Below are 24,588 nucleotides of genomic sequence, written 5' to 3'. Positions count from 1 at the left end.
TCGGTGCTGAGTGCAATGAATCGTGGACCGATGGGCGAAAAGATCGGCGAGGTCCACGACAAGTTTGATCACGTAGCTGATCATTAGCAACCCCGTCGGAGAAAATTCCCCGAGATGAGCCAGGGGCGAATAATATCCGACAAGGCCGGTCAACTGAGCAAGGGATCCGAATCTTATTCGGAATCGAAGGTCGGGTGGCGGAGTATTTCGTCCACATTGCAGTTGGATGAACTGTTGACACGGTCAACCGCTCTCCTGACGATGGTGCCCGGGATGCAAAACGGGACACCTGTCCCCTTTCCCTCATTCCGTCTCTCGCAGATTGGATATCGCTGTGCTTACAGTGAAACTCGTTCAGCAGGGCGTGTGGCACATGTCAAAGGAATCGATGCCGCTGGCGGCCGGCTACCTTGCGGCGGCGATCGAGGGGGACGAGAGCCTCCGCGCGGCGTGCCACACCACTATTGAGAACCTATCGGGGGATGTGACGCCTATCGAGATGGCGATACGGATTCTCCGGGAAGGCGCGCCGGATGTCATCGGATTCTCGGTGCTCGGCTGGAACGTCCGGCAATTCTCCACGGTCGCCGAGGCCATCAAGCAAGCGAACCCGGACACCGTGGTCGTGTTTGGCGGGAACCACGTGGCCAACCAGGCGGAACGCGTTTTCCGGAACTGTGAGGCCGTTGACATAGTGGTCAACGGCGAGGGCGAAATGACCTTCCGCGACATTCTGCACGCCATACTGGCAGGAGGCGGGTATGACCACATCGCCGATATATCCATCCGAGGCGCCGACGGCAGGACGCAGACGAACCCTCCCCGTCCCCGGATCACCGACTTGGACGAGATACCTTCACCGATCTTAACCGGAGCCATTCCCCTGGTCGACGAAAAGGGCGACTTCCGCTACGACGTTGCCCTCCTGGAGACCAACCGCGGCTGTCCCTACCACTGTGCCTTCTGTTACTGGGGAGGTGCGGTGGGACAGAAGGTCCGGTCCTTCTCCCGTGACCGGCTGCGAAGGGAACTCTCGGCTCTGGCCCAGGCCGGAGCCGAAACTGTTGTGCTCTGCGACGCGAACTTCGGTATGTTGCCCGCGGACTTGGAGTTCGTCGAAGATCTCATCGACGTGAAAAGACGTTACGGATATCCGATGGCGCTCGAAACGTCCTGGGCCAAGAACAAGAATGCCATGTTCTACAAGATCGTACGTCTGATGCGGGATGCCGGACTCCAGAGTTCCTTCACCCTCGCGTTGCAGACCCTGGACACCGACACGTTGACCAACATGAACCGCCGGAACATGAAGATCAACCAGTGGCGGGAACTTGCCGAGTGGCTGGCGGCCGAAGGGCTCGATGCGTACGCTGAACTCATCTGGGGTGCCCCCGGCGAAACACCGGAATCCTTCCTGAAGGGGTACGACGAACTGGCCGGCTATGTCTCCCGCATAGCGGCCTACCCGTTGCTCCTGCTGCCCAACACCGACTACACCGAGCGCCGGGAACTCCATGGATTCGTCACCGTTCGCGGCGAACGGGACGACTTTGAGTACGTCCTCGCCAACAAAGACGTGCCGCTTGAGGAAAACCTGCGGATGCAGCGGTTCCTCTTCTGGGCGCGATTGCTGGCCGAGAATGTGGTGCTGCGTCACATATTCCCTGCCTTGCGGGCCGTCGGCGGCATGACGCAATCGGAAGCCATCCTTTCGCTGGCCGACTACATCGAGGGGCAACCCCTGCCGGGCGCCCGCCTCCTCACGCACGCTGCCGAGCGTTCGACGGCCGACCCTGACTCTCTGGCACCGGCACTGGAATACTGTTTCACCGAGCCGGAATTTGATCAGCTCGTACTCGGCTGGTGGCGAGAGCGCGCCGGCCGCACGGCATCCGAAGAGTGGCGCGACGTGGTCGGCGAAATCCTGCGCTTCGACCTCGATACCCGCCCGCTGCCCGACCCCCACAAACGTGGTCTCACCCCAGCGCAATCCACCATGGACGGGACGCTGCCGTACTGGGTGGTCGACCGGACGTATGTGTACGACGTCCCCGCGCTCGTTCAGCTGGTGAAAGCCAACGGAAAATTTTCCGATCCCCCCGAGCGGGCAGCCACCCGCGTACGCCTGATGTTCCGTCAAGGATTTGCCGAACTCGCCCGCTCCACCAATCACGAGGAGACCGCTCATTACATCGCTCGGGCGGAGAGCCCGTCCCCGCAGAGGGTGGAGATGTGACGGAAGGGACACTCCGGGAACATCTCCCCGACCTGCGTCTCCATGGATCGGGGGAGGCGTTGTCGGCGGTGGCGGGGGGAATTGAGCCTGTCCGCGTAACTCCGACCCACGTTTTCGCAGTCGGCACGGGGCGGTGACCAGCCTGGCCATCGGGGAGTGTCGATGGTTCCGCACGAGCTGCACGTCAGGCCCCGTCCGGAGTCAACGAACCTGGCAGGATCAGTGGACCAGGGTGGCGATTTCATGGGGAGGCACGGTGGGAAGCCAGTTGCGCGTCGGAGAGGTGTTGCGGTCCGCCCGGAACAGAGACCCTTCGCTGCCATTGATCGACGGCTACCCGAACATTCACCACCTCACAGCCTCCGAGGTTCTCGCTCAGGTTCAGCTGAGCAAGGGCATCAATCCGATGGCCAAGGTCAGGGCATCAGGTGAGCGACGTCGTCCGGCAATCCTGATCTGCTCCAGTTCGTGGGAGTCCGGAACGGCTGAGACACCCTGGCGGGACGTCTTCGACCTGGACAACGGCCGCGTGCGCTACTTCGGAGACCACAGCGGTGACGACACGGTGCCCGTGGGGACCATGCCGGGCAACGCTGTGCTGTTGGAGGCTTTCGCGGGGCACCAGGCGTCGACTGCGCAGCAGAGGGCAATGGCGGTGCCGCTTCTTGTGTTCGCGGAGGTTTCGCGCAACACGATTCCCGAGGAGCACGTCGAGTTCTGCGGCGTGGCGGTTATCGAGCGCGTCGAGCGGATCGAGCAGGAGGCCGAGGGGCGGACCTCCCTCAACTACCGTTATGACCTGGCAGTTCTGGACCTGAGTGCAGAGCGTGAGCAGGTCGACTGGGCGTGGATCGAGGCTCGGGGTAACCCAGAGATCGCGGCTGCCGAAGCGCTGGAGCGCGCGCCGAGTTCCTGGCGTCAGTGGGTGGAACACGGAGACGTCATGCTGCCCATGGTGCGACGGCGGATCGTCCGCCCCGCGGAGAGCGAGGATTTCGACTCGCAATCGGCTGGGGGAGAGCAGGAGTCCGAGAGGCTGCTTCCGGCACCTCGCCTGCCGGAAGACGCTGCCTCCGTCTCTTCTGCAGGGGACGGTGCGTCGGAGACGCTCACTCCGAGTGAGCTCATTGACAGGCTCAAGAGCCTCAAGATTCACCAGCGAAAAGGCCAGCAGAGCAGGCACAAGCCGCTGGCGCTGTTGTGGGGTATCGCCAGGGTCGCCGCAGGAAAGGAACGTCTGGCGCTTTGGCGGCAGTTTCGTGACGAGGTCGGTGGGCTGATGGCCGAGTTCGGCCATCCCGAGTCGTCCATCACCCCCGAGTATCCGTTCTGGCATCTGCGGACGAGCGGCCTGTGGGATGTCCGCGGTGTCCCGTCGGAGCAGGCAGGCAAGCCACATGCCGCAGCGTTCGACAGGGCCAATCCCGAAGGGGGAATGACCGAGCAGGCGGCGCTGCTGCTGCGTGACCCCTTCGTTCGGTCTCAGGCGATCGCTGTCATACGGGAGACCTACCTTGCCGACATAGGTCAGCACGCCTTGATGGAACGGCTCGGGCTGGCCGGCTACGAAAGTGCGAGTGGTGTCGGGGAGTGCGCAGAGGATGAGGAAACGTATCGAGGTCCTGCCGAACGGCGCACCATCACTTCCTCTCGTGTGGCCCGCGATATCGAACTGGCCAAGAAGGTGAAGAAGCTGCACGACGATCGCTGCCAAGTCTGTGGACTGCAGTTGTCGACGGGATTCGGTACGTACAGCGAGGCCGCCCACATCCGAGGTCTCGGCCGGCCTCACGACGGCCCCGACGAACTGCCCAACCTGCTCGTGCTGTGCCCGAATCACCACGTTCAGTTCGACACCCTGGCTATCTACGTCGACGCCGAGGGCACGGTTCGTTCCACCGCGGACGGCAGCCGTCGAGGTGAGCTCCGCCGGCTCCCCGCCCACCCGATCGCCGAGGCGCACCTTCGCTACCAACGCGCCCTGTGCGGCAGGGATGCGACCGAGTAAAAGGCCCAAGGTGCCTGCGGCAGCCCACCCCAACTTTGTGGCCGGGACCGTGAGTTCAGGCAGTGGGTGTGCCGAACCACCTCGGGAGGTGGTTGAGCAGGTCCGTCTGGTCTTCGCCTGCCCAGGCCACGTGGCCGTCCGGTCGTAGGAGTAGCGCGGGTACGTCCGGTTCTTCGGCGGTGTCGATGACGTGGTCGACGCGGTCCGTCCAGCCTGTCGTCGAGAGGTGGCCGGTGCGGTCGATGAGCAGGCCGCGGCCGGTGTGCATCAGTTCGTAGAGGCGGCCCTGTTTCAGGGGGAGGTCGCGCATGCGGCGGCCGAGCAGGTCGTGGCCTTCGCCGAAGTCGTAGCGGACCGAGAGTGCCGTGATCTTTTCGATCAGGTACCGGTTCACCTCCTCGAAGTCCATCAGTTCCGACACCAGCCGGCGTACGGAGCGGGGGCCCGGCTCGGGGGACAGCAGCTCGGTCTGTGCGCGGGTGTTGTCGAGGACGGCGGCGGCCACCGGGTGCCGTTCGGTGTGGTAGCTGTCGAGCAGCCCCTGCGGTGCCCAGCCGGCGACCTCGGCGGCCAGTTTCCAGCCGAGGTTGAACGCGTCCTGGATGCCGAGGTTGAGGCCCATCCCGCCGGTCGGCGGGTGGATGTGTGCCGCGTCGCCTGCCAGCAGCACCCGGCCGGTCCGGTAGCGCTCGGCCAGCCTGGTGGCGTCGCCGAAGCGGGAGAGCCAGCGTGGCGAGTGTGCGCCGAAGTCGGTGCCGGCGATCGTCCGTAGGCGTTGCTTGAACGCGTCGAGGGTCGGCGGGGTGGTGCGGTCATCGGCCAGGCCGTCGGCGGGCACGATGAGGCGGTACATCCCGTCCCCTAGGGGCATGGCGCCGAACCGTACGTAGGTCTTGCGGACCTCGGCCACCACGGCGGCCAGCGTCTCCTGCGGCACGGCCACCTCGACCTCGCCCAGCAGCGTCTCGACCCTGGCGGGCTCGCCGGGGAAGCCGACGCCGAGCAGCTTGCGCACCGTGCTGCGTCCGCCGTCGCAGCCGACGAGGTAGCGCGAGCGGAGCCGCGTGCTTTCCCGGCCAGGGACGAGCCGCGTGCTTCCGCCGCCAGGGACGAGCCGTGTGCTTCCCCCGCCGGGGACGTCCGCATCGGCCAGCTCGACGGTCACCCCGTCCGCGTCCTGGGTCAGCCCGACCACTTCGCAGCCGCGCCGGATCTCGGTGCCGAGTTCCGTGGCGTGCCCGGTCAGCAGGTGTTCGGTGATGCTCTGCGGGATGGCGAGTACGTACGGATGCGCGGTGTCCAGCCGGTCGGGCCACGGTTTGTCGATGCCGGCGAAGAAACCGCCGGTCGCGAACTGCTGGCCGCGCGCGAGGAATTGTTCCAGCAGGCCGCGCTGGTCCATCACCTCGACGCTGCGCGCGTGCAGGCCGAGCGCGCGGGACTGCCCGGTCGGCTCGGTGTTCTTCTCCAGCACGAGTACGTGCACGCCGTGCAGCCGCAGCTCGCCGGCCAGCATCAAGCCGGTCGGCCCGCCGCCGACCACGATGACGTCAAACATGAGGTCCCCCACTGAAGTTCCTTACCCGTCGCAGTTGATTCCGGCCCGGCTGCTGCGGTGTGGACCGGTGGCGTGTGTCCCTGTACCTCTGGGCGGAGTGCATGCGGCTGCACCGGGAGGCCCGCCGTCGGCTCAGTGCCGTCGGTTCGACGTCCCCGCGCGGCCCGTACGTCGGCAAGAGCGCGCACACTTCGCGAACCTGTCATTTCCGCAGGTACTGGCTTTGATCGGCAATTCTGCGGGATGACCGGGGCCTTGCCGCAAGCCCCCTGGTGAGCTATACGTTGAGCATGGCAAGGAGGGGGGTACACCCCTTGCCGGTGTCGCGGGTGACGGGATCAGCAACACGAGTTGCCGAGTTGCCCGGCGGCCCGTTTCCCCGTTGCAGGAGCCCGCAGCGCGTCTCGGTTGCCGGGGCCCGCGCGCGTTCCGCTGCTCACCGTCCCGTGGATTCCGGGGAGTGGGTGCGGCGGCGGGTGAGGGATTTGTCACCGGGGTGCTTCACCTGGGGTCGGATGCGGGTGTGGTGATATTCGTCGTCGAAACGGCGGGAATATGTGGTGTGGCGGCCGGGGAAAATGCTGGTTGCGGGAAAATTCCTGGACATTGCCCGGCACGGTCGGCCGTACCGTGCTACTGTCGTAATCAGTTGCAGTTGTGGTTCCCAAGAGACTTTGAGTGCCTCCGCCGTCATACGCGGCGGGAGTGCTTTTGTATTTTCCGGTGCATTTTCCGGACGGGGCGATCATCGCGGCGACGCGGGGTCCACACGGTGTGGGCTCCGGGCACTGCCCCGAAGGAGAAAAAAATGGCTACAGGCACCGTGAAGTGGTTCAACTCGGAAAAGGGCTTCGGCTTCATCGAGCAGGAGGGTGGCGGCGCCGACGTCTTCGCCCACTACTCGAACATCGCCGCCCAGGGCTTCCGTGAGCTCCAGGAAGGCCAGAAGGTCAGCTTCGACGTCACCCAGGGCCAGAAGGGCCCGCAGGCCGAGAACATCGTTCCCGCCTGACGCTGACGCGTACGACGCAGCTGGGGCCCGCACCTTGGGTGCGGGCCCCAGCTCGTTGTTTTCCCGGTAAATCCCTCGTGTCCCGGTAACTCCCCCCGTGCGCGCCATCGCCGCCGCACGAGCGACGCCGGCCGCCCCTCGGGGTGTTGGACCGTCACCTGCCTCGGCGGAACGGCGGTCAGCCCGGCTCGCGATCGGCAGGAAACGCCCTTCTGTACGGCGAATTCCGATCGTTTTCGACACAGCGGATCCGGTGTATTTCACATCCGCTTCGTTTCATCTATTTTTTCGGTTCGTCTTTGCGGTTCTCTTGAGTGTGGCTGGCAGCTGCCGAGGATTCCTCGACGTACCGCATCGAGGAAGGTTCACATGAACCGCACAGCACGCTCCAACGACCGCTCACCCCGCGCCGGTTCGTCCGGCTCAGGACGCAACGGCGGCCACCGCCCCCAGGCCCCCGGCCGCTCCGGTGCCTCCGGACGCGGCGGAGCGCCCAACCGCTCCGGCGCGCAGGGCCGTTCCGGCGGCGGCCGGCGCCCCACCGCGCTGCGGGGCGAGTTCGCGGCGCCCGCCACCCTGACCCCGGCCCTGCCCCCGGTGGAGACCTTCGCCGAACTGGACATGCCGGAAGCGCTGTTGACGGCCCTGGCATCCGAAGGCATGTCGGCGCCGTTCCCGATCCAGGCCGCCACCCTGCCGAACTCGCTGGCCGGCCGCGACGTCCTGGGACGGGGCCGCACCGGGTCGGGCAAGACGCTCGCCTTCGGCCTCGCGCTGCTGGCCCGTATCGCCGGCCGGCGCGCCGAGCCCCGTGAGCCCCTGGCCCTGGTCCTGGTGCCCACCCGTGAGCTGGCGCAGCAGGTCGGTGACGCGCTCGCGCCGTACGCCCGTTCGCTGAAGCTGCGGGTGGCGACCGTCGTCGGCGGGATGTCGATCGGACGGCAGGCCGGCGCGCTGCGCGGCGGCGCCGAGGTCGTCGTGGCGACTCCCGGGCGGCTCAAGGACCTCATCGACCGCGGGGACTGCCGTCTGCGCCAGGTGTGCGTCACGGTGCTCGACGAGGCCGACCAGATGACGGACATGGGCTTCATGCCGCAGGTCACCGCGCTGCTCGACCAGGTCGGTCCTGACGGGCAGCGGATGCTGTTCTCGGCCACCCTGGACCGCAACGTCGACCTCCTGGTGCGCCGCTACCTGTCCGACCCGGTGGTGCACTCCGTCGACCCGTCGGCGGGCGCGGTCACGACGATGGAACACCACCTGCTGCACGTGCACGGCGCCGACAAGTACGCCACCACCACCGAGATCGCCGCCCGTGACGGCCGGGTGATCATGTTCCTCGACACCAAGCACGAGGTGGACAAGCTCACCCAGCACCTGCTGCGCAGCGGCGTGCGGGCGGCGGCGCTGCACGGCGGCAAGTCCCAGCCCCAACGCACCCGTACGCTGGCCCAGTTCAAGACCGGGCACGTCACCGCCCTGGTGGCCACCAACGTCGCCGCCCGCGGCATCCACGTCGACAACCTCGACCTCGTCGTCAACGTGGACCCGCCCAGTGACCACAAGGACTACCTGCACCGTGGCGGCCGTACCGCCAGGGCAGGCGAGTCCGGCCGGGTCGTCACCCTCGTTCTGCCGGGGCAGCGCCGGGGGATGACGCGCCTGATGGCGGACGCCGGCATCACCCCGCAGACCACTCAGGTCCGCTCCGGTGAGGCCGAGCTGAGCCGCATCACCGGCGCGCAGGCTCCCTCCGGTGTCCCCGTCACCGTCGCCGCGCCGGTCGTCGAACGCCCCAAGCGGTCCGCTTCGTCCGCTCGCGGGCGGCGCAGCGGGCCCGCCCGTGCCCGGCGCGCCGCCGCGCAGAAGACGGGCGGGAAGCAGTAGCCCGCCTTCGGCCCGGTGGCGTACGGCAGGGCCGGAATTCCGTGTTTCACGGGTACGGTTCTGCCTCTGCCGCACCGTTCTCCGCCCGGCGGCGCCGTCCGTCGCCGGCATTCTCTTCGACCCTGTTGAGGCCCCATGCGCTGCGTCATCGCCCGCTTTCCCTTCGACCTGATCAAGAGTGAGGTGCAGCAGTCGATGAAGGGCGTCAGGCCCGAGCCCATCACGGGGGAGTCCGTGATCATCGGCCGCCGCCACTACCCCGTCAAGCAGGTGGGGGAGATCATCACCCGGCAGGACCGCCGCGACTTCAGCGCCGGCGAAGTGACCCGGGCGCTGAGCCGCCTCGGCTTCACCTGCCGCCCCGCTCCGTCGCAGGAGGCCGACGCCGCTCCCACCGCGCTGGAGGCGGCGTCGGCGCTCCTGGGGCCGACCGGCGGCTGACCTGCGTCACGGGCCCGCCGCCCGTGCGGAGTTGAGGATTTAGCGCCCGCCCCGTCCCGCCTGCGAAAGCCGGTGCCGGGGCGGGTCGCATATAGGCCGGTCATGATACGAATGGCGCATGCCGGACCTCACGACGCCCGCCCTGACGCCTGCGCTCGCCGCCGTGCCGCAGCAGGCCATCCCCCTCGACGAGGAGCGGGCCCCGGCCGTTCCGGAAGCGGAGCTGGCCGGTGAGGTGAGCGCGCTGCTGCGGATTCCGCTCGACCGGGCGACGCTGGTGGTGACGGAAGCCGAGCGGCTCTACGTCAACCGGATGCGGAAGCGGTTCTCGGCGCTGAAGGTCGCGGACCGTCTGAAGCGCACCAACCCCTTCCTGCTGCGCATAAGGAATGCGGAAACGGTCCGCGACTGGGCGACGCTCCAGGTGCAGAGCGCCCTGTACGCGTCCGAGGAAGAGGCCGTCGGGCATCTCCTGGAAGCCATCGTCAAGGCGTGCTTTCCCGGTGCCCGGCATCCCGAGTACCCCGACGACTTCGACTTCGAAGTGCCGGGGGAGGACGGTGAGGTGGCGGGCTATCAGGTGAAGATGAGCTGGGACTGCATGCCGATGAGTTCCCGGAAGAACCTGTCCCACACCATCGTCCGGGTACGCGACGAGTACGAGAAGACCGGCCAGGATTTCGTCGGATACTTCGCACCCTGTTACGGCAGGGCGCGGACGTCCAAGGCGCCAGGGCAGGAATATGTGTCGCTTTCCAGCCGGGAGTTCTGGGAGCAGGTGGGCGGTGGCACCGCCGACTACGACGTACGGGTGGGCGAGGTCTGTGCGCTGCTGTGCTCGGAGTTCAGGAAAGAGGTGCTGGACACTCTCGTGCCCGACCTGCTGGAGCGCCTCACCCGTGCCGCGCAGCCGGAGATCGGCGACGCGGAAGGGAACATCGATTACGCGAAGCTCTTCCGCCGGGTCAATCGGTAGGCGGTCGGTCGATACGTGGTCGATTGATACGTGATCGATTGATACGCGGTCCATCGGCAGGCGGTCGGTCCGTCCGCGGCGGAGCGGTCAGGCGGTAGCGGTGGCCGGCTGGTTTTCCAGGGTGCAGCGCAGATGGGTGCCGAGCGCCTTGGCGAGATGTACCGGGACGGCATTTCCGACGAGCTTGTACTGGTCGCGGCCGAGTCCGTAGAACTTCCAGTCGTCGGGGAAGGTCTGCAGCCGCGCGCATTCGCGTACGGTCAGCGGCCGGTCGGCCACCGGGTGGCAGAGGGCCGTGCTGGCGTTCTGCGGTTCGGTGAGGATGGTGGGTGAGGGGGTGCCGAAGCTGAGCCGTCGCCAGTATCCGGAGCGTCCGCCCTTGGCGTAGAAGGCGCGGCCCATGGATTCCTTCTGTATCTCTTCGGGAAGGTCACGCCAGTTCCCGCCCTCGGGAATCATCCGCAGGTATTTCAGCTTGCGTTCGCTGAACTTCGCGCAGTACGAGTCGTCGGACTCCAGGCCCGCCAGACCGTCGCCGATCGTCTGCCAGGGCTCGGTGAAGATACCGGGTTCCTTGGCGTGCGTGGGGTCGGGGAAGGTGACCGTGCGGCCGTCGCGGTAGCCGATCAGGAAGACCCGCTGCCGGGTCTGCGGGACGCCGTAGTCCGCGGAATTGAGCTGCCGGTGGTCGAGGCTGTAGCCGAGGTCCTGCAACTGTGCGCAGAGTTCACGGAAGAGCGAGCCGTGCAGATCATCGATGATCTTGCCGTTGTTGTTGTACGGCAGCTGCCGCCATTTCACCGATGCCGAGAGCAGCCCCTTGACGTTCTCCATGATGAACGCCTTGGGCTGGAGTTCCTTCACCAGGCGCACGAACTCGAAGACCAGCGAGCCTTTTTCCTCGTCGTCGAGGCCACGGCGCTTTCCCGCGGTGCTGAAGCTCTGGCAGGGCGGACCGCCGGCGAGCAGGTCGAGCCCGCCTTCATGGAGCCCGGACGCCTTCCAGATGTGAGCGGTGGAAAGCCCGCGGATGTCGTCCGCGTAGAAGGGGAGGCCAGGGCGGTTCGATTTCGCTGTTTCCACCGCTGCGCTCATGTTGTCGGCGCCGAACCGGATCGAAAAACCGGCCTGTTCGAGGCCGAGGTCCAGGCCCATCCCGCCCGAAAAGACTGATACGCAGGTCGGTGCTTCGCTCATGGGATGGAAACTCACTCCTGGTGGTATTGCTACTGCCTTTTCGTGACGCGAAACTCTCGCTTTTCCGCCGTTTTCGTGACCGTGACTACTGCCAGGATCCGGCGCGGGTGCGGGTGTTAGGGCGTGCGTATTCTACACGATGGGGTGGGCCGGGGAATGAGTAATGGCGAGTGTGCCTTCGTGTGCGGGAAGTGAGAGATATCGCTTCCCTTATTCCGTCGGGAAGGGGAGGGGAATGCACGGGCTCGTTATTCCCGGGGGCGTGGGCGGCGGAAACGGAGCGCCGCGGGGCCGGACGTGCCCGGGTGGCGTTCGGGTGCTTCCGCTCTGCCGCGCGCCCGGTGGCGGGCGTACATTCCAGGCATGGCGACTTCCACGACGCGCGACGATCACGAGCAGCGGATGGGGCGGGCCGCCGCGGCGGCTGCCGAGGCGGGTCTTGCCGGGCTGATCGTGACACCGGGGCCCGATCTGGCATGGCTGTGCGGCTACCGCGTCACCGCGACCACCGAGCGGCTGACCGCACTGTTCCTTGTCCCCGGGCGGCGCCCGCGGCTGCTGGTGCCCGTACTGGAGCGCCCGGACGCCGAAGCGGCAGCCGGGGCCGGCGCGCTGGACATCTCCGGGTGGGGCGACGGCGTGGACCCGTACAGGGAGCTGGCGGAATGGCTCGACCCCCAGGGGCGTTACGGCGTGTCCGACGCGACCTGGGCGATGCATCTGCTCGGTCTGCAACGGGTGTTGCCCGGCAGCGGCTACGGCGCGCTGTCCGAGGTGCTGCCGATGCTGCGTGCCGTCAAGGATGCGCACGAAGTGGAACGGCTGGCCGCCGCCGGCGCCGCGGCCGACGCGACGTACGAGGACATCATCGGCCTGCCGTTCGCCGGCCGCCGCGAGCGCGAGGTGGCCGCCGACCTCGCCCGGCTGCTCACCGAACACGGCCACAGCCAGGTGGACTTCACCATCGTCGGGTCGGGGCCCAACGGTGCGAATCCGCACCACGAGGCGGGCGCGCGGTACATCAACGACGGCGACATGGTCGTACTCGACTTCGGCGGGCTGCGGGACGGGTACGGCTCGGACACCTCGCGCACGGTCCACGTGGGCGAGCCGACCGCCGAGGAGCGCAAGGTCCACGACGTCGTACGGGCGGCGCAGCAGGCGGCGTTCGACGCGGTGCGGCCCGGGGTGGCGTGCCAGGAGATCGACCGGGTCGCCCGGAGGGTGATCAAGTCGGCGGGATACGGCGAGTACTTCATCCACCGCACCGGCCACGGCATCGGCGTGACCACGCACGAGCCGCCGTACCTGGTGGAGGGCGAACATCTGCCGCTCGTACCGGGGATGTGCTTCTCGATCGAACCGGGGATCTACCTGCCGGGCCGGTTCGGGGTGCGCATCGAGGACATCGTGACGTGCACGGAGACGGGCGGACGGCGGCTGAACGAGACGGAGCGGGGGATGGTGCTGGTGCGGTAGCCGCGTCCGGCGCGTGGGCGGGGGCGTGGGCGTGGGCGTGGACGTGTGGGTGTGCGTGGGCGGGGAGCAGGGCGGTTTCCCCGTCCACGCGTGGTTTCCACGGCCGTCCGGAAGCGTGGCCCCGTTTTTGGCTCCGTTGGCCCCGTTGGCCGTGTTGGTCCCGTTGTCACCTCAGCGGGGTGGCCCGTCGGCGCCTCAAGTGCGGTGCAGCCCCGCCGTGTTCCGTAGGGCTCGGGCGGAAGCGAGCGCGAGCGAGACCGCTTCGATGGCGCTGCTGAAGGACACCTCGCACAGCACACCGGGCGCCGCGACCTGGTCGCCCGCCAGATAGACGCCGTGGCCGCGGTCGATGGCGGGACGGTCCCGCCAGGTGGTGCCCGGCAGATCCACCGCACCCGTACGGCCGGTGGCCAGGGAGTCGCGCCGCCAGGTGGTGCGGGCGCGCCAGCCGGGGAAACCGGCGTCCAGGAGGCGCTCGGCCCGGCGGATCCCGTCGGCGCGCTGCTCGCCCGGCCCGATACCGACCTGCCCCTGGAGCAACTGCTCACCACGGGGAGCCAGCCCCGGATCCTGGGCGGTGAACCGCTCGACCCAGCCAGGGAAGTCGAGCCCGGACACCAGGAACGCGTCGCCGCGCGCGGTCCGCACGGCGACGTCGATCAGCGCGGTACGGGCGCTGCTCCAGGTGAGCCCGTCGTCCTTGAGGAGGGCGCGGGCGGATTCGAGCTGGGTGGCGACGATGACGGGGCCCGAATCGGGCAGCGTGCCGACGCGGGCGCAGGTCTCGATGCGTACGCCGAGGCCACGGGCGTGGTCGGCCATCCGGGCGATCAGCTCGCTCCAGCCGCCCCGGATGTAGCGCGCTTCGGGCACGAGGGTGGTGGTGCGGCGCAGCCGCTCCTGGACGAAGGCGGCGGACAGGCTGCCCGGGTCGTGGTGGAAGGTCGCGACGCCTGCGTAGTGGGCCGCGGCGCGGGCCGTCCGTTCTCCGGCCTGCCCGGCGGCCCAGGTGTGGAAGTCCTGGTCCACGGGGGCGTCGCGCCGGGTGCGGAGCCGCAGGATGCCGAGCGGCGGAGTGCGCCGCAGGGCACCGCCGTGGAAGAAGCGCAACCGGGCGCCTTCGCGCAGCGGCAGCGGGGCGAGCGGCCCGATCAGCCCTCGCTGGGCGAGCCAGGCCCAGTGCGGGCCACGGCTGTAGAGGGCGTGCGGACCTTCGTTGGTGCGGTAGGGCGCGTCGGCGGTACGGGCGCGTCCGCCGAGGGTGCGGTGCGCCTCGTACAGGGTGACGTCGGCGCCTGCCTCGGCCGCGGAGATGGCGGCGGTGAGCCCGGCGAAGCCGCCGCCGATGACGGTGAGGCGGGCGGGGGTGGGGCGGGGCGCGGGGTGTGCGGTGCCTGTGGGGTCGGCCGTGCGGGCCATGGGGTTCCTCCGTCGCGATGTGTCCTGGACGCGCTGGATGCGCTGCGCGTCCGCTGCGTGCGGTACGTGCCTGTGCCGGTTTGGACGGGAGGGCGGGGACGGATGTGACATGCGGACGCCCGGCGGGGGTTCGCGGGCCGGGGCTGCATGTGCCGCGATATCGGATCGCCGCAGGTCAGGGACGTGCGCGGGGATCACGGGCGGGAATTGTCAGTGGGGTGGTTCACGATGGGTGTGCAGACGGGAACAGGACGTACGTACCGCGTGTGCCCGAGCCCCGTGCCCGCTCGTCGTGGACGGGCGGTCGGGGCGGCGTACGGACGTACAGGCGAGGCGGAAGGCGGTGAGCGCCGTGGCGGCGCAGGGCAAGGGGACGGCGCGGGCGGTACGTCGGGCGGAGGTGCGGCTGCCCGAGCTGGCGCCGCACGACGGCGCGGAGCTGGAGCCCGAAGGGGACTACGACGGGCTGGAGTTCACCGAAGCCGACTGGGCGGGGCAGTCGGCGCGGGGCGCACGGTTCATGGACTGCGCGGTGCGGCGGTGCGCGCTCGACGAGACGGTGCTGAGCCGGGCGCGCGTCATCGACAGCGTGCTGAGCGGGGTGCGCGGCGTCGGTACGGACCTGTCGCAGGCTTCGCTGCGCGATGTGGAGCTGACGGACGCCAGGCTCGGCGGGATACAGCTGCACGGCGCGGTGCTGGAACGGGTCCTGGTGCGGGGCGGGAAGATCGACTTCCCGAACCTGCGCAAGGCGAAGCTGCGGGACGTCGTCTTCGAAGGGTGCGTGCTGGTCGAGGCGGACTTCTCGGGTGCCGAGATGGAGCGGGTGACGTTCGACGGCTGCACGGTCGCGCGGGCGGACTTCAGCGGGGTGCGGATGAAGGACGTCGACCTGCGGGGCGCGGCCGAGCTGGACATCGCCCGAGGCATCGAGAGCCTGTCGGGCGCGGTGATCAGTACCGTCCAACTGATGGATCTGGCACCGGCGTTCGCGGCGCAGGTGGGGGTGCGGGTGGAGTGAGGGGAGGGCGGGCGGTTCGGGTGGTCCGGGCGGCCCGGTCGATCCGAACGGTCTGGGCGGCCCGGTCGGTCCGAGAGGTCTGTGTCCGCCTTGTCCGCCTTGCCGGCCCGGCCGGTCAGACGCGGGGGAAGCGGGCCTGGAGGGCCCATACGGCCGGGTTGTCGTCCAGACCGTCGTGCATGTCGGCGAGGTCGGCGATCAGGTCGTGGAGGAAGTCGCGGGCCTCGCGGCGCAGCGCGCCGTGGTTGAAGGTGAGCGGCGGCTCGTCCGCGGGCATCCAGTCGGCGGCCACGTCGACCCAGCCGAAGCGGCGCTCGAAGAGCAGCCGGTCGGATGACTCGGTGAAGTCCAGCTCGGCGTGGACCGGCCGGGACGAGCGGCTGCCCCGCGGGTCGGTGTCGAGCTGCTCGACGATGTCGCACAGCGCCCAGGCGAAGTCGAGTACCGGCACCCACCCCCAGGCGGTGGACACCTCGCGGTCCTCCTTGGTGTCGGCGATGTAGACATCGCCGCAGAAGAGGTCGTGACGCAGGGTGCGCACGTCCGCCGTCCGGTAGTCCGTCTGCGGAGGGTCCGGAAAGCGGCGGGAGAGGGAGTAGCCGAGGTCGATCACGCTGTCGATGGTGTCACGACGGCGGGAGCGGCGTGGCGCTGCGGGGGAACGGGAACGGACGCCCGCGAGGCCGGAACGGACGAGGCCGCCCGCTCCGCGCGCGATGGCGGGTCGGGCGGCCTCGGCCGGCTTGTCAGAGCATCGGCTCAGCGCCTCGGCTCAGTGCGTCGGCTCAGTGCCTCGGCACGGGTCAGACGTTGACGCCGAAGTCCTGGGCGATGCCGACCAGGCCGGAGGCGTAACCCTGGCCCACGGCGCGGAACTTCCACTCGGCGCCGTTGCGGTACAGCTCGCCGAAGACCATGGCGGTCTCGGTCGCCGCGTCCTCGCTGAGGTCGTAACGGGCGATCTCGGCGCCGCCGGCCTGGTTGACGATGCGGATGAAGGCGTTCCGCACCTGGCCGAAGTTCTGGCTGCGGTTCTCGGCGTCGTAGATCGAGACCGGGAAGACGATCTTGTCGACGTCGGCGGGCAGGCCCGCGAGGTTGACCTTGATCTGCTCGTCGTCGCCCTCGCCCTGGCCGGTGACGTTGTCGCCGGTGTGCTCGATGGACTGGTCCGGCGTCACCTTGTTGTTGAAGAAGACGAAGTGCTGGTCGGAGTAGACCTTGCCGCTCGGGTTGACCGCGATGGCGCTCGCGTCGAGGTCGAAGTCCGTGCCGGTGGTGGTGCGGACGTCCCAGCCGAGGCCGACCGTGACGGCGGTCAGGCCCGGGGCCTCCTTGGTGAGCGAGACGTTGCCGCCCTTGGACAGGCTTACAGCCATGGGATGTCCCCTTCTTCGTCGAATCGTCGAACCGTCGGGCTTCGTACTGAACTGACGAAGCTACCGTCTTCCTTCTCAACGCCCTCAGGGGACCACGAGGTTCCAGCTCGTTTTACTTTCTTTGCCGAATCCTGATGGCGCGGCGGTCGCGCGCCGACGAAAAGCGGGTGACCGGCGCCCGGAAACACGGGATCATGGGACACATGTCCGGTCCCTATGTCATCCGCGGTTCGGTCGTCCTGCCGGAGGCCGAGCTGATGTGGCGCTTCTCGCGCTCCTCGGGTCCGGGCGGCCAGCACGTCAACACCAGCGACAGTCAGGTCGAGCTGCGCTTCGACCTCGGCAGGACGCAGGCGCTGCCCGAGGTGTGGAAGGAGCGCGCCCTGGAGCGGCTGGCCGCCCGGCTCGTCGACGGCGTGCTGTCCGTACGGGCGTCCGACCACCGCTCCCAGTGGCGCAACCGCGAGACCGCGGCCGTCCGGCTCACCGCGCTGCTGGCGCAGGCGACCGCGCCGCCGCCCAAGCCGCGCCGCAAGTCGCGGATTCCGCGGGGCATCAACGAACGCCGGCTGCGTGAGAAGAAGCAGCGCGGCGACACCAAGCGCGGTCGCTCGGGCCGCGACTGGGGCTGAGGGGCCGCAGCCACCTGCCCGCCCCCCGTCAACTCACCCCAAATGACGGTATTTTCCGCGGAAGTACGTGAGCGGCCCGGTGTCGTCGCCCGGTGCCGACGCCGTCAGGACGCGGCCGATGACGAGGGTGTGGTCGCCGGCCACCACCCGCTGTTCGGTACGGCACTCCAGGGTGGCGAGCGCGCCGCCGATGAGCGGTGCGCCGGACGCTTCGCCCCGTACATGGGGAAGGTCGGCAAAGAGCAGTCGGTCGCTGATGCGGCCCTTCATGGCGAATCGCCCGGCAATCTGCCGTTGACTCTCCGACAGGACCGAAACGGCCCATAGCGGCTGTTGCGCCAACAGGTCGTCCATCCGGGAGTCGTTGCGAACGCTCACCATCACCAATGGCGGGTCCAATGACACGGAGACGAACGCGGTGGCGGTCATGCCGACGTCCTCGCCGTGCGGTCCTTCGTCCGCGGCGTGCGCGGTGATCAGCACCACCCCGGCGGCGAGGCGGGACAGGGCGGCTCGGAACTCGTCGTCACTCACCCCATCAGAATGGGGGATCAGCGCGCCGTCCGGTACGGATGCGGGGGTGACGGCGGGGGCACCGGCGGGTGCGGCGGCGGGGCTTTTCGTGAACACGCCATGAACGCTAACCTCATCCGCCCCGAGGGCGCATCGGACCGGGGGACCACCCGTGTCCTAGGTCTGACGGCTGAGTTGGCGGGCAGCCGGAATTTGCTTTCAGGAAGTGCAGGAATGCCGACGCCGGGGTTCCCGGGACGGTCGTCAACTACACTTCACATTCTGTGACTTGAGTCACAGCGCACGGTAATTGTTGACCCTGTGTACCGAGTGGGCAGCTCACTGTGATTCAGTGGCCGTGGAATCGGACGACAAAGAATCTCTGGAGTTGCTGTCGAGGTCTCGGGGAGAGCGAGCGATGGAGGCCGAGTCGGAGCCGTACGTCCGTCTTGCGACCCTGCGGCAGCTGCACCAAGTGGTCGCCGAGCTGAATACCGCACGTAGCCTGGCGGACACCTTGCAGACCGTCGCCGACGGGGCGACCACGGGGCTCGGATACGAGCTGGCCGCGGTCAACCTCGTCCGCCCCGACGGCGACCTCGTCGTCGCCGCGGTGGCAGGCAGCGCGGGCGCCGAGGCGCTGATGGCCGGGCGGGTCGGCTCGCGCGCCTCCTGGGAGCGCCGGCTGGCCATGGGGGAGCGGTGGGGCGAGCTGTGCTTCATCCCGCACACCGAGGGCTGGGTGCTGGACGACGATGACGTACCGCAGTGGCACACCGCGGGGCCCGCGCCCCGCTTCGTCGACGAGTGGCATCCGATGGACCGGCTCTTCGCGCCCATGTACGCCGCGGCCAACGGCAGCGGCGAACTCCTCGGAGTGATCTCCGTCGACCGGCCGCGCAACGGCCGCCGCCCCGGCGCCTGGGGCCAGGAAGCGCTCCAGATGTACGCCTTCCAGTCCGCCATCGCGATCAGCAACGCCCGGCTGCGGGCGAACATGCAGCGGGCCCTGGTCCGCCTGGAGCGCGAACAACAGGCGCTGCGGGCCAGCGAGGAGAGCTTCCGGCAGGCGTTCGAGTACGCGCCGAGCGGGATGGCCGTGGCCGAGATGGGCGGTGACCAGCACGGCAGGCTGCTGCGGACCAACGACGCGCTGTGCCGGCTGCTGGGCCGCCCGGCGTCCGCGATGCGCCGCTACTCCTTCTCCGACCTCGTGCACCCCGAGGACATCGGCACCCTGCTGCGCACCTCGGCCGAGGGCGGCAGGGCCGAGCTGCGGCTGGCCCGCAGGGACAGCACGTACGTGTGGGTCTCGCTGCGCAACTCCGTCGTCGCGGACACCGCCGACGGGCCGCGGTTCCTGCTCACGCACGTCGAGGACATCGAGGACCGCAAGCGGCACGAACTGCAGCTCGCGCACCGTGCCAGCCACGATTCGCTGACCGGCCTGCCCAACAGCGCTGAGCTGCGGGCCAGGCTCGGCGCCCGGCTGTGCGGCTGCCCGCCGGGCTCGCCCGCCGACGCGTACGCGGTCTCCGCCACCGTCTTCGCCGACCCGTCGGATCCGCACGGCTTCCGGGCCGACGACGAGGCGTTCGACGGCCTCGAAGGCATGGAGCGGTCGGTGGGCGGTGCGCTGCCGTACGACCATCACGTGCACACCATCGCGCCGGGGGACGGCCCCGCCGACGACGGTTCCAAGGGCCTCGCGGTCCTCTTCTGCGACCTCGACGGCTTCAAGTCCATCAACGACAGGTTCGGGCACCACACGGGAGACGCGGTGCTGATCGAGGTCGCCAGGCGGCTGACCAGCGGGGTGCGGGACGGCGATACGGTCGCCCGGCTCGGCGGCGACGAATTCGTGGTGCTGGCCGACGGTCTGGGCACCGCCGACGCTCAGGACCTCGCGGTACGGCTGCGGAACGCGATCATCCCGCCGATCCGGGTGGACGGCCGCGCGGTGCGGGTCGGCGCCAGCTTCGGGATCAGCTGGGCGAGCTGCGGGATGACGGCCGAAGAGGTCCTGGCATCGGCGGACCAGCGGATGTACGTCGAGAAGCGCTCCCGGTCGAAGGCGAACCGGCGGGCGGCGGGCTGAGCGGGCGGCAGGCCGCCGGGACCGGCCCCGGAGCGGGCCCCGTTGCTGCGTATCTCACACCCGCGGTATCGCTCCTCCTCACACCGGTCGTTCACCGATCCGTAGCGATCTTGTGGCTGGACGGACCCGGCGGGGGTTGGCGCCGAAGAGGTAGGCTGCGCCGGTGCGGCGCGGCGCCGCCGGGGGCCCGAAAAACAGTTCGCGCAGACCTCTGCGCATGCGTACGGACGCGGTACATATCGCTGGGGAGTGACACGGAATGACGGCCGGCAACAATGGCGCGGACACGCCGGAGAACGACGACCCGTTCGGCTACCTCTACCGCTCGGAAGGCGGCGATGGCGGCGCGGGAGCGACGGGCGACGGCGGGACGGCGCGGCAGCCGGGAGTTCCGCGGACCTCCTACAACCAGGTACGCGCGGTCGGCGAGCGGCAGTACGGCGGCCAGCAACAGGCCCCCCAGCAGCCCGCGTACGGCCGTCCGCACGCCAACTACGCCGCTCCGGAGACGCTGCCGGGCGGCGACCGCCCCCAGTCCGGCCGGCCGCTCCAGGAGCAGGAGCCGCGGCGCAGCCACAAGGGCCTGCTGATCGGTGCCGTCGCGGTGGTCGCGGTGGTGTGCATAGGCATCAGCGTCGCGATGATCACCAACAACAAGGATGACAGCACCGACGATCAGGCGGGCAAGAAGGAGCCGACGGCGGGCGAGAGCGTCAAGCCGAGCGACAAGCCCAGCAACTCCGCGTCCCCGGTCGAGCTTCCGCAGGAGGACGCGGCGACGCTCAAGCTCAGCCCCGAGGCGACCACCGACAAGTCGGTCAGCGGCGCGAAGTCGGCCAGTGGCGCCTATGTGGTGTTCAACAAGGTGGGCGCCTCGGTCACGTGGAACGTCGATGTGCCCAAGAGTGGTGACTACACCCTCTTTGTCGACTACGGCGTCCCCGGTAAGGACGCCTCGGCGACGCTGACGACGAACAGCGGCCCGGCCCAGAAGATCAGAATGTCGAACTTCGCGGGCGCCGATGAAGGTGCCTGGGACAAGGGCTGGACGTACACCTTCGGCTGGATCCACCTGAACGAGGGCACCAACACGCTGGCGCTCTCCTGCGCCGATGGCGACAAGTGCGAGGCCAACCTCGACCACCTCTCGCTGGCGGCTGGGCACGTCAAGAAGAAGAAGTAGCCTTCCGGACGCGCCGTCTCAGCCGGCCGCCACCGGATGGTCCGTCACTTCCACCCGCGGCAGCAGCTCTTCGTAGGTCGCCGCGTCGAACTCCCCGGCGGCCGGTGCGCGTACCGTCGCGGCCGACAGGGCCACCGCGCGGGTGAGCCGGTCCGGCCAGGGGAGCCCCTCGACCAGTCCTGACAGCAGGCCGGCCACCGCCGAGTCGCCGGCGCCCGTCGGGTTGCCCGCGATGCGCCGGGGCGGGGCGGCCTGCCAGGTGCCGTCGGACGTGACCGCGAGCATGCCGTCGGCACCCAGGGACGCGACCACGGCGTGTGCGCCGCGGCGGCGGGTGTCGCGGGCGGCGCGCAGCGGTTCGGTGGAGCCGGTGAGGGCGGCGAGTTCGTCGGCGTTGGGCTTGGCGAGGTCGGGGCGGGCGGCGAGGCCGCGGCGCAGCGGTTCGCCGCTGGTGTCCAGGAGGACGGGGACGCCGGCGCCGCGTGCGGCCCGGGTCAGCCGGGCGTAGACGTCGACCGGTACGCCGGGGGGCAGGCTGCCGCAGAGCGCCACCGCCCGTGCGTCGCCCAGGAGTTCGCGGTAGGTGCCGAGGAAGGCGTTCCATTCGGCGGGGGAGACGGTCGGGCCCGGCTCGTTGAGCTGGGTGGTGTCGCCGGACGCGGCGTCGACGACGGCGATGGTGCGGCGGGTGGTGCCGCCGACGGGGACCAGCGCGTCGGTGACGTCGGTCTCCTGGGCGAGCAGGGTGCGCAGCGCGTCGCCGGTGCCGCCGCCGGCGAATCCGGTGGCGACGGTGCGGTGGCCGAGCGCGGTGAGCACCCGGGCGACGTTCAGGCCCTTGCCGCCGGGGCGTTCGACGACTTCGGTGACGCGGTGCGTGGTGTGCGGGCGCAGCTGCGGTACCCGGTAGGTGACGTCCAGGGCGGCGTTCAGCGTGACCGTGAGGATCATGGTTCCCCCTCCCGCGCCGTGCTCGGACGGCTGTGCCGATGGGGCAGCCGCCGGCCGGGCAGTGGTTGGCCGGACGGCCGTCGGGCGGACGGCCGCTGGTCTGGCAACCGCGCTCGGCGGCAGCGTACGGACAAGTGCGCGAGCGATCATGCCATCGCGGACGGTGGTTGGCCCAGACCCGGGCCGACCGCCGTCCGCTGAACGGCGGTTCGGCCCGCCGCCTTACGGTCCGTCAGATACCGGCCGGGCGGACCACCCAGGCGCCGCGGCGCATCACGCCGACCACTTCGTACGCGGCGTCGAGGATCACCAGGTCGGCGTCCTTGCCCGCTTCCAGGGAGCCGGTGCGGTCGTCGATGCCCAGGAGGCGGGCCGGGTTGGCGGAGAGGGCCTGTACGGCGTGTTCGACGGGGAGCCGGTCGAGGGTGACGGCGCGGCGGAAGGCGCGGTCGAGGGTGAGGGTGGAGCCGGCGATGGAGCCGGCCGTGGGGCCTTCGCTGATCCGGGCGACGCCGTCCTTGACCTCGACCCGCATCGGCCCGAGCGGGAACATGCCGTCGGACATGCCGGCCGCGCCCATGGCGTCGGTGATGAACGCGACGCGTCCGGCGCCCGCGTCGCGGAAGGCCATCTCCAGGACGGCGGGGTGCAGATGGGTGCCGTCGTTGATCAGCTCGACGGTGACCCGCTCGTCCTCCAGGAGGGCGAGGACAGGCCCCGGCGCGCGGTGCCCCAGGGCGGGCATGGCGTTGAAGAGGTGGGTGGCGACGGTGGCGCCCGCGTCGATGGCGTCGCGGGTGGCGTCGTACGTGGAGTCGGTGTGGCCGACGGCGGCGATCACTCCGGCGTCGGCGAGCAGCCGTACGGACTCCAGGCCGCCGGGCAGTTCGGGGGCGATGGTCATCATCCGGGCGGTGCCGCGGGCGGCGTCGACGAGCTTGCGCACGTCGGCCGGGTCGGGGTCGCGCAGCAGCTCGGGCTGGTGCGCGCCGCAGCGGTGCGGGGAGATGAAGGGGCCTTCGAAGTGGATGCCGGCCAGGTCGCCCTGCTGGACGAGTTCGGCGAGCACCGCGGCCTGCTTGCCCAGTTCGTCGAGGTCGCCGGTGACGGTCGACGCGACCATCGACGTGGTGCCGTGCCTGCGGTGGGTGGCGGCGACGGTCAGGCACTCCTCCGGGTCGGCGGACGAGAAGGAGCCGCCGCCTCCGCCGTGGACGTGCATGTCGACGAAGCCGGGGACGATCAGATGGCCCGTCAGGTCGACGACGGTGCCGGCCGCGCCGGGGTCGCCCTCGCGGCCGGACACGTCGGCGATGCGGTCGCCTTCGACGGTGATCCGGCCGCCGTCGACGACGCCGGAAGGCCGGGCGATGCGGGCGCCGGCCAGGGTGGTGCGCAGGCCGCCGGACCGCCCCGCGGATTGTTGCTGTGCCATCAGGCCGATACCTCCGTGGAGAGAAGATCCCAGGCGAGCAGTCCTGCGCCCAGGCAGCCGGCGGCGTCCCCGAGTGCCGCCGGAACGATCGAGGGGAGGCGCTGGAAGGTCACGCGCCGGCGGACCGCTTCGCGCAGCGGCACGAAGAGCGTGTCGCCCGCCTCGGCGAGGCCGCCGCCGATGATCAGCGTCTGCGGGTCGAGCAGGGTGAGTCCGGTGACCAGGCCGTCGGCGAGCGCGTCCACGGCGTCCTGCCAGACGGCTGCGGCGCGCGGGTCGCCCGATGCCACGGCCTTGGCCGCGTCCGCCGCGCCCGCCTGCGGGTCGCCGCAGGCCGCGGCCCAGTCACGGCCGACGGCCGCGGCGGATGCCAGCACCTCCAGGCAGCCGCGCTGGCCGCAGCCGCAGGGCCGGCCGCCGGGCCGTACGACGATGTGGCCGATCTCGCCGGCGCTGCCGTGCGCGCCGGCTTCGATGCGGCCCTCGATGCCGATGGCGCCCGCGATGCCGGTGCCCAGCGGGACGAACAGGAAGCGTCCGGCGCCCTGGCCCGCGCCGATGCGGCCTTCGGCGAGGCCGCCGGTGCGGACGTCCTGGCCCAGGGCGACGGGCACGCCGCCGAGGCGTTCGGACAGCAGCGTCCGCATCGGGACGTCCCGCCAGCCGAGGTTGGCGGAGTAGACGGCGAGTCCCGCGCCCTCGTCGACGATGCCGGGGACGGCGACTCCCGCGGCGGCTGCGGTGCTGCCGAACCTGGCCTTGCCGATGTCCCGCAGTTCGGCGGCGAAGCCGAGGATGGCGTCGACGACGGCTTCCGGGCCGCGTTCGCGGCCGGTGGGGCGGCGTGCTTCGTAGAGGAGGGTGCCGTCCGCTCCCGCGAGGGCGGCCTTCATTCCGGTGCCGCCCACATCGAGGGCGATGACGTGTCTCACGGGAACAGTTTCGCGCGATCCGCCATGAAAGGTCTAGTCCACTCGCCGTACCGCCTGTCGTTCACCGGAATTTATCCTTGGTGCAACCCCATGATTTTTTTGACGCAAAACTGCTGTGACCTGCGCCTCCCTGGGGCGATACCCCAGCGATTCGGGAGGTGGTGTAGACCTTGTGTCGGTATGCGGGGGAGACTCGCTGCCCATGCCGGTGGAGGGCGATCCCTGAAGCCG

The 24,588-nt window shown here is 69.6% G+C and carries 20 protein-coding genes; 11 read left to right on the top strand and 9 right to left on the bottom strand.

All coding sequences use genetic code 11. The annotated features are described in order from the left end of the window. Positions 1-334 precede the first annotated feature (334 nt). A complete protein-coding gene (locus tag ACIBK8_RS29240) occupies positions 335-2,236 on the top strand; it encodes a KedN5 family methylcobalamin-dependent radical SAM C-methyltransferase (RefSeq protein WP_399044989.1) in 1,902 nt (633 codons plus the stop codon). Between the two features lie 256 nt (positions 2,237-2,492). Further along, positions 2,493-4,244 carry an HNH endonuclease gene (locus ACIBK8_RS29235; protein WP_399044952.1) on the top strand — a complete coding sequence of 584 codons (1,752 nt, stop codon included), beginning with the start codon at positions 2,493-2,495 and terminating at the stop codon, positions 4,242-4,244. Between the two features lie 55 nt (positions 4,245-4,299). Here ACIBK8_RS29235 and ACIBK8_RS29230 read toward each other — a convergent pair whose 3' ends face one another. Continuing rightward, on the bottom strand, positions 4,300-5,802 hold the full coding sequence (locus ACIBK8_RS29230; protein ID WP_399044987.1) for an FAD-dependent monooxygenase: 1,503 nt from the start codon (positions 5,800-5,802) through the stop codon (positions 4,300-4,302). Positions 5,803-6,610: 808 nt separating this feature from the next. On the opposite strand from ACIBK8_RS29230, the gene ACIBK8_RS29225 reads away from it, so the two are divergent. The 4 genes from ACIBK8_RS29225 (at position 6,611) to ACIBK8_RS29210 (ending at position 10,118) form a co-directional block, all read left to right on the top strand. Further along, positions 6,611-6,814, top strand: coding sequence for a cold-shock protein (locus ACIBK8_RS29225; protein ID WP_181763581.1), 204 nt, complete (start codon positions 6,611-6,613; stop codon positions 6,812-6,814). A 369-nt stretch (positions 6,815-7,183) separates the two neighbouring features. Next, complete coding sequence (locus ACIBK8_RS29220; RefSeq protein ID WP_399044950.1) at positions 7,184-8,701, top strand: DEAD/DEAH box helicase; 1,518 nt, start codon at positions 7,184-7,186, stop codon at positions 8,699-8,701. A gap of 135 nt (positions 8,702-8,836) precedes the next feature. Further along, positions 8,837-9,142, top strand: a complete 306-nt coding sequence (locus ACIBK8_RS29215; protein ID WP_399044949.1) for an SCO5918 family protein — start codon at positions 8,837-8,839, stop codon at positions 9,140-9,142. Positions 9,143-9,260: 118 nt separating this feature from the next. Then, positions 9,261-10,118 (top strand): PmeII family type II restriction endonuclease, encoded by an 858-nt coding sequence (locus tag ACIBK8_RS29210; protein ID WP_399044947.1) that lies wholly within the window; start codon positions 9,261-9,263, stop codon positions 10,116-10,118. 87 nt (positions 10,119-10,205) lie between these two features. Here ACIBK8_RS29210 and ACIBK8_RS29205 read toward each other — a convergent pair whose 3' ends face one another. Further along, positions 10,206-11,315: a DNA cytosine methyltransferase gene (locus ACIBK8_RS29205; protein WP_399044946.1), complete on the bottom strand. Its 1,110-nt coding sequence runs from the start codon at positions 11,313-11,315 to the stop codon at positions 10,206-10,208. 363 nt (positions 11,316-11,678) lie between these two features. Here ACIBK8_RS29205 and ACIBK8_RS29200 point away from each other — a divergent pair, with 363 nt between their 5' ends. Further along, positions 11,679-12,794 carry a M24 family metallopeptidase gene (locus ACIBK8_RS29200; RefSeq protein ID WP_399044945.1) on the top strand — a complete coding sequence of 372 codons (1,116 nt, stop codon included), beginning with the start codon at positions 11,679-11,681 and terminating at the stop codon, positions 12,792-12,794. A 195-nt stretch (positions 12,795-12,989) separates the two neighbouring features. Here ACIBK8_RS29200 and ACIBK8_RS29195 read toward each other — a convergent pair whose 3' ends face one another. Beyond that, a complete protein-coding gene (locus ACIBK8_RS29195; protein WP_399044943.1) occupies positions 12,990-14,213 on the bottom strand; it encodes an FAD-dependent oxidoreductase in 1,224 nt (407 codons plus the stop codon). A 343-nt stretch (positions 14,214-14,556) separates the two neighbouring features. Between ACIBK8_RS29195 and ACIBK8_RS29190 the strand changes: the two genes are divergently transcribed. Further along, positions 14,557-15,234, top strand: a complete 678-nt coding sequence (locus ACIBK8_RS29190) for a pentapeptide repeat-containing protein (RefSeq protein ID WP_399044941.1) — start codon at positions 14,557-14,559, stop codon at positions 15,232-15,234. Positions 15,235-15,349: 115 nt separating this feature from the next. Here the strand turns inward: ACIBK8_RS29190 and ACIBK8_RS29185 are convergent, their stop codons facing one another. Then, a complete protein-coding gene (locus ACIBK8_RS29185; RefSeq protein WP_393688212.1) occupies positions 15,350-15,847 on the bottom strand; it encodes a hypothetical protein in 498 nt (165 codons plus the stop codon). A gap of 190 nt (positions 15,848-16,037) precedes the next feature. Further along, a complete protein-coding gene (locus tag ACIBK8_RS29180) occupies positions 16,038-16,613 on the bottom strand; it encodes a TerD family protein (protein WP_393688214.1) in 576 nt (191 codons plus the stop codon). Positions 16,614-16,816: 203 nt separating this feature from the next. On the opposite strand from ACIBK8_RS29180, the gene arfB reads away from it, so the two are divergent. Continuing rightward, positions 16,817-17,245: an alternative ribosome rescue aminoacyl-tRNA hydrolase ArfB gene (arfB, locus tag ACIBK8_RS29175; protein ID WP_393688216.1), complete on the top strand. Its 429-nt coding sequence runs from the start codon at positions 16,817-16,819 to the stop codon at positions 17,243-17,245. Positions 17,246-17,278: 33 nt separating this feature from the next. Here the strand turns inward: arfB and ACIBK8_RS29170 are convergent, their stop codons facing one another. Then, the gene (locus ACIBK8_RS29170) at positions 17,279-17,875 is read right to left on the bottom strand and encodes a flavin reductase family protein (protein ID WP_399044939.1); all 597 of its coding nucleotides are present in this window, start codon (positions 17,873-17,875) and stop codon (positions 17,279-17,281) included. 301 nt (positions 17,876-18,176) lie between these two features. On the opposite strand from ACIBK8_RS29170, the gene cdgB reads away from it, so the two are divergent. Further along, positions 18,177-19,856 (top strand): diguanylate cyclase CdgB, encoded by a 1,680-nt coding sequence (gene cdgB, locus ACIBK8_RS29165; RefSeq protein ID WP_399044937.1) that lies wholly within the window; start codon positions 18,177-18,179, stop codon positions 19,854-19,856. 259 nt (positions 19,857-20,115) lie between these two features. Further along, positions 20,116-21,039, top strand: coding sequence for a carbohydrate-binding protein (locus ACIBK8_RS29160; protein WP_399044936.1), 924 nt, complete (start codon positions 20,116-20,118; stop codon positions 21,037-21,039). Positions 21,040-21,057: 18 nt separating this feature from the next. Here the strand turns inward: ACIBK8_RS29160 and ACIBK8_RS29155 are convergent, their stop codons facing one another. The 3 genes from ACIBK8_RS29155 to ACIBK8_RS29145 all read right to left on the bottom strand — a co-directional run bounded on the left by ACIBK8_RS29155 (position 21,058) and on the right by ACIBK8_RS29145 (position 24,357). Then, complete coding sequence (locus ACIBK8_RS29155) at positions 21,058-21,990, bottom strand: 1-phosphofructokinase family hexose kinase (protein ID WP_399044934.1); 933 nt, start codon at positions 21,988-21,990, stop codon at positions 21,058-21,060. 232 nt (positions 21,991-22,222) lie between these two features. Next, positions 22,223-23,425 carry an N-acetylglucosamine-6-phosphate deacetylase gene (nagA, locus tag ACIBK8_RS29150; protein WP_399044932.1) on the bottom strand — a complete coding sequence of 401 codons (1,203 nt, stop codon included), beginning with the start codon at positions 23,423-23,425 and terminating at the stop codon, positions 22,223-22,225. After that, positions 23,425-24,357, bottom strand: coding sequence for an ROK family protein (locus ACIBK8_RS29145; protein ID WP_399044931.1), 933 nt, complete (start codon positions 24,355-24,357; stop codon positions 23,425-23,427). Before ACIBK8_RS29145 ends, nagA begins: the two co-directional genes overlap by 1 nt. Positions 24,358-24,588 lie beyond the last annotated feature (231 nt).

It is taken from the genome of Streptomyces sp. NPDC050161 (assembly GCF_044460025.1).
GTDB lineage: Bacteria > Actinomycetota > Actinomycetes > Streptomycetales > Streptomycetaceae > Streptomyces.
The sequence above is the reverse complement of the archived record's forward strand: the minus strand, read 5'-3'. Positions and strand labels throughout refer to the sequence as shown.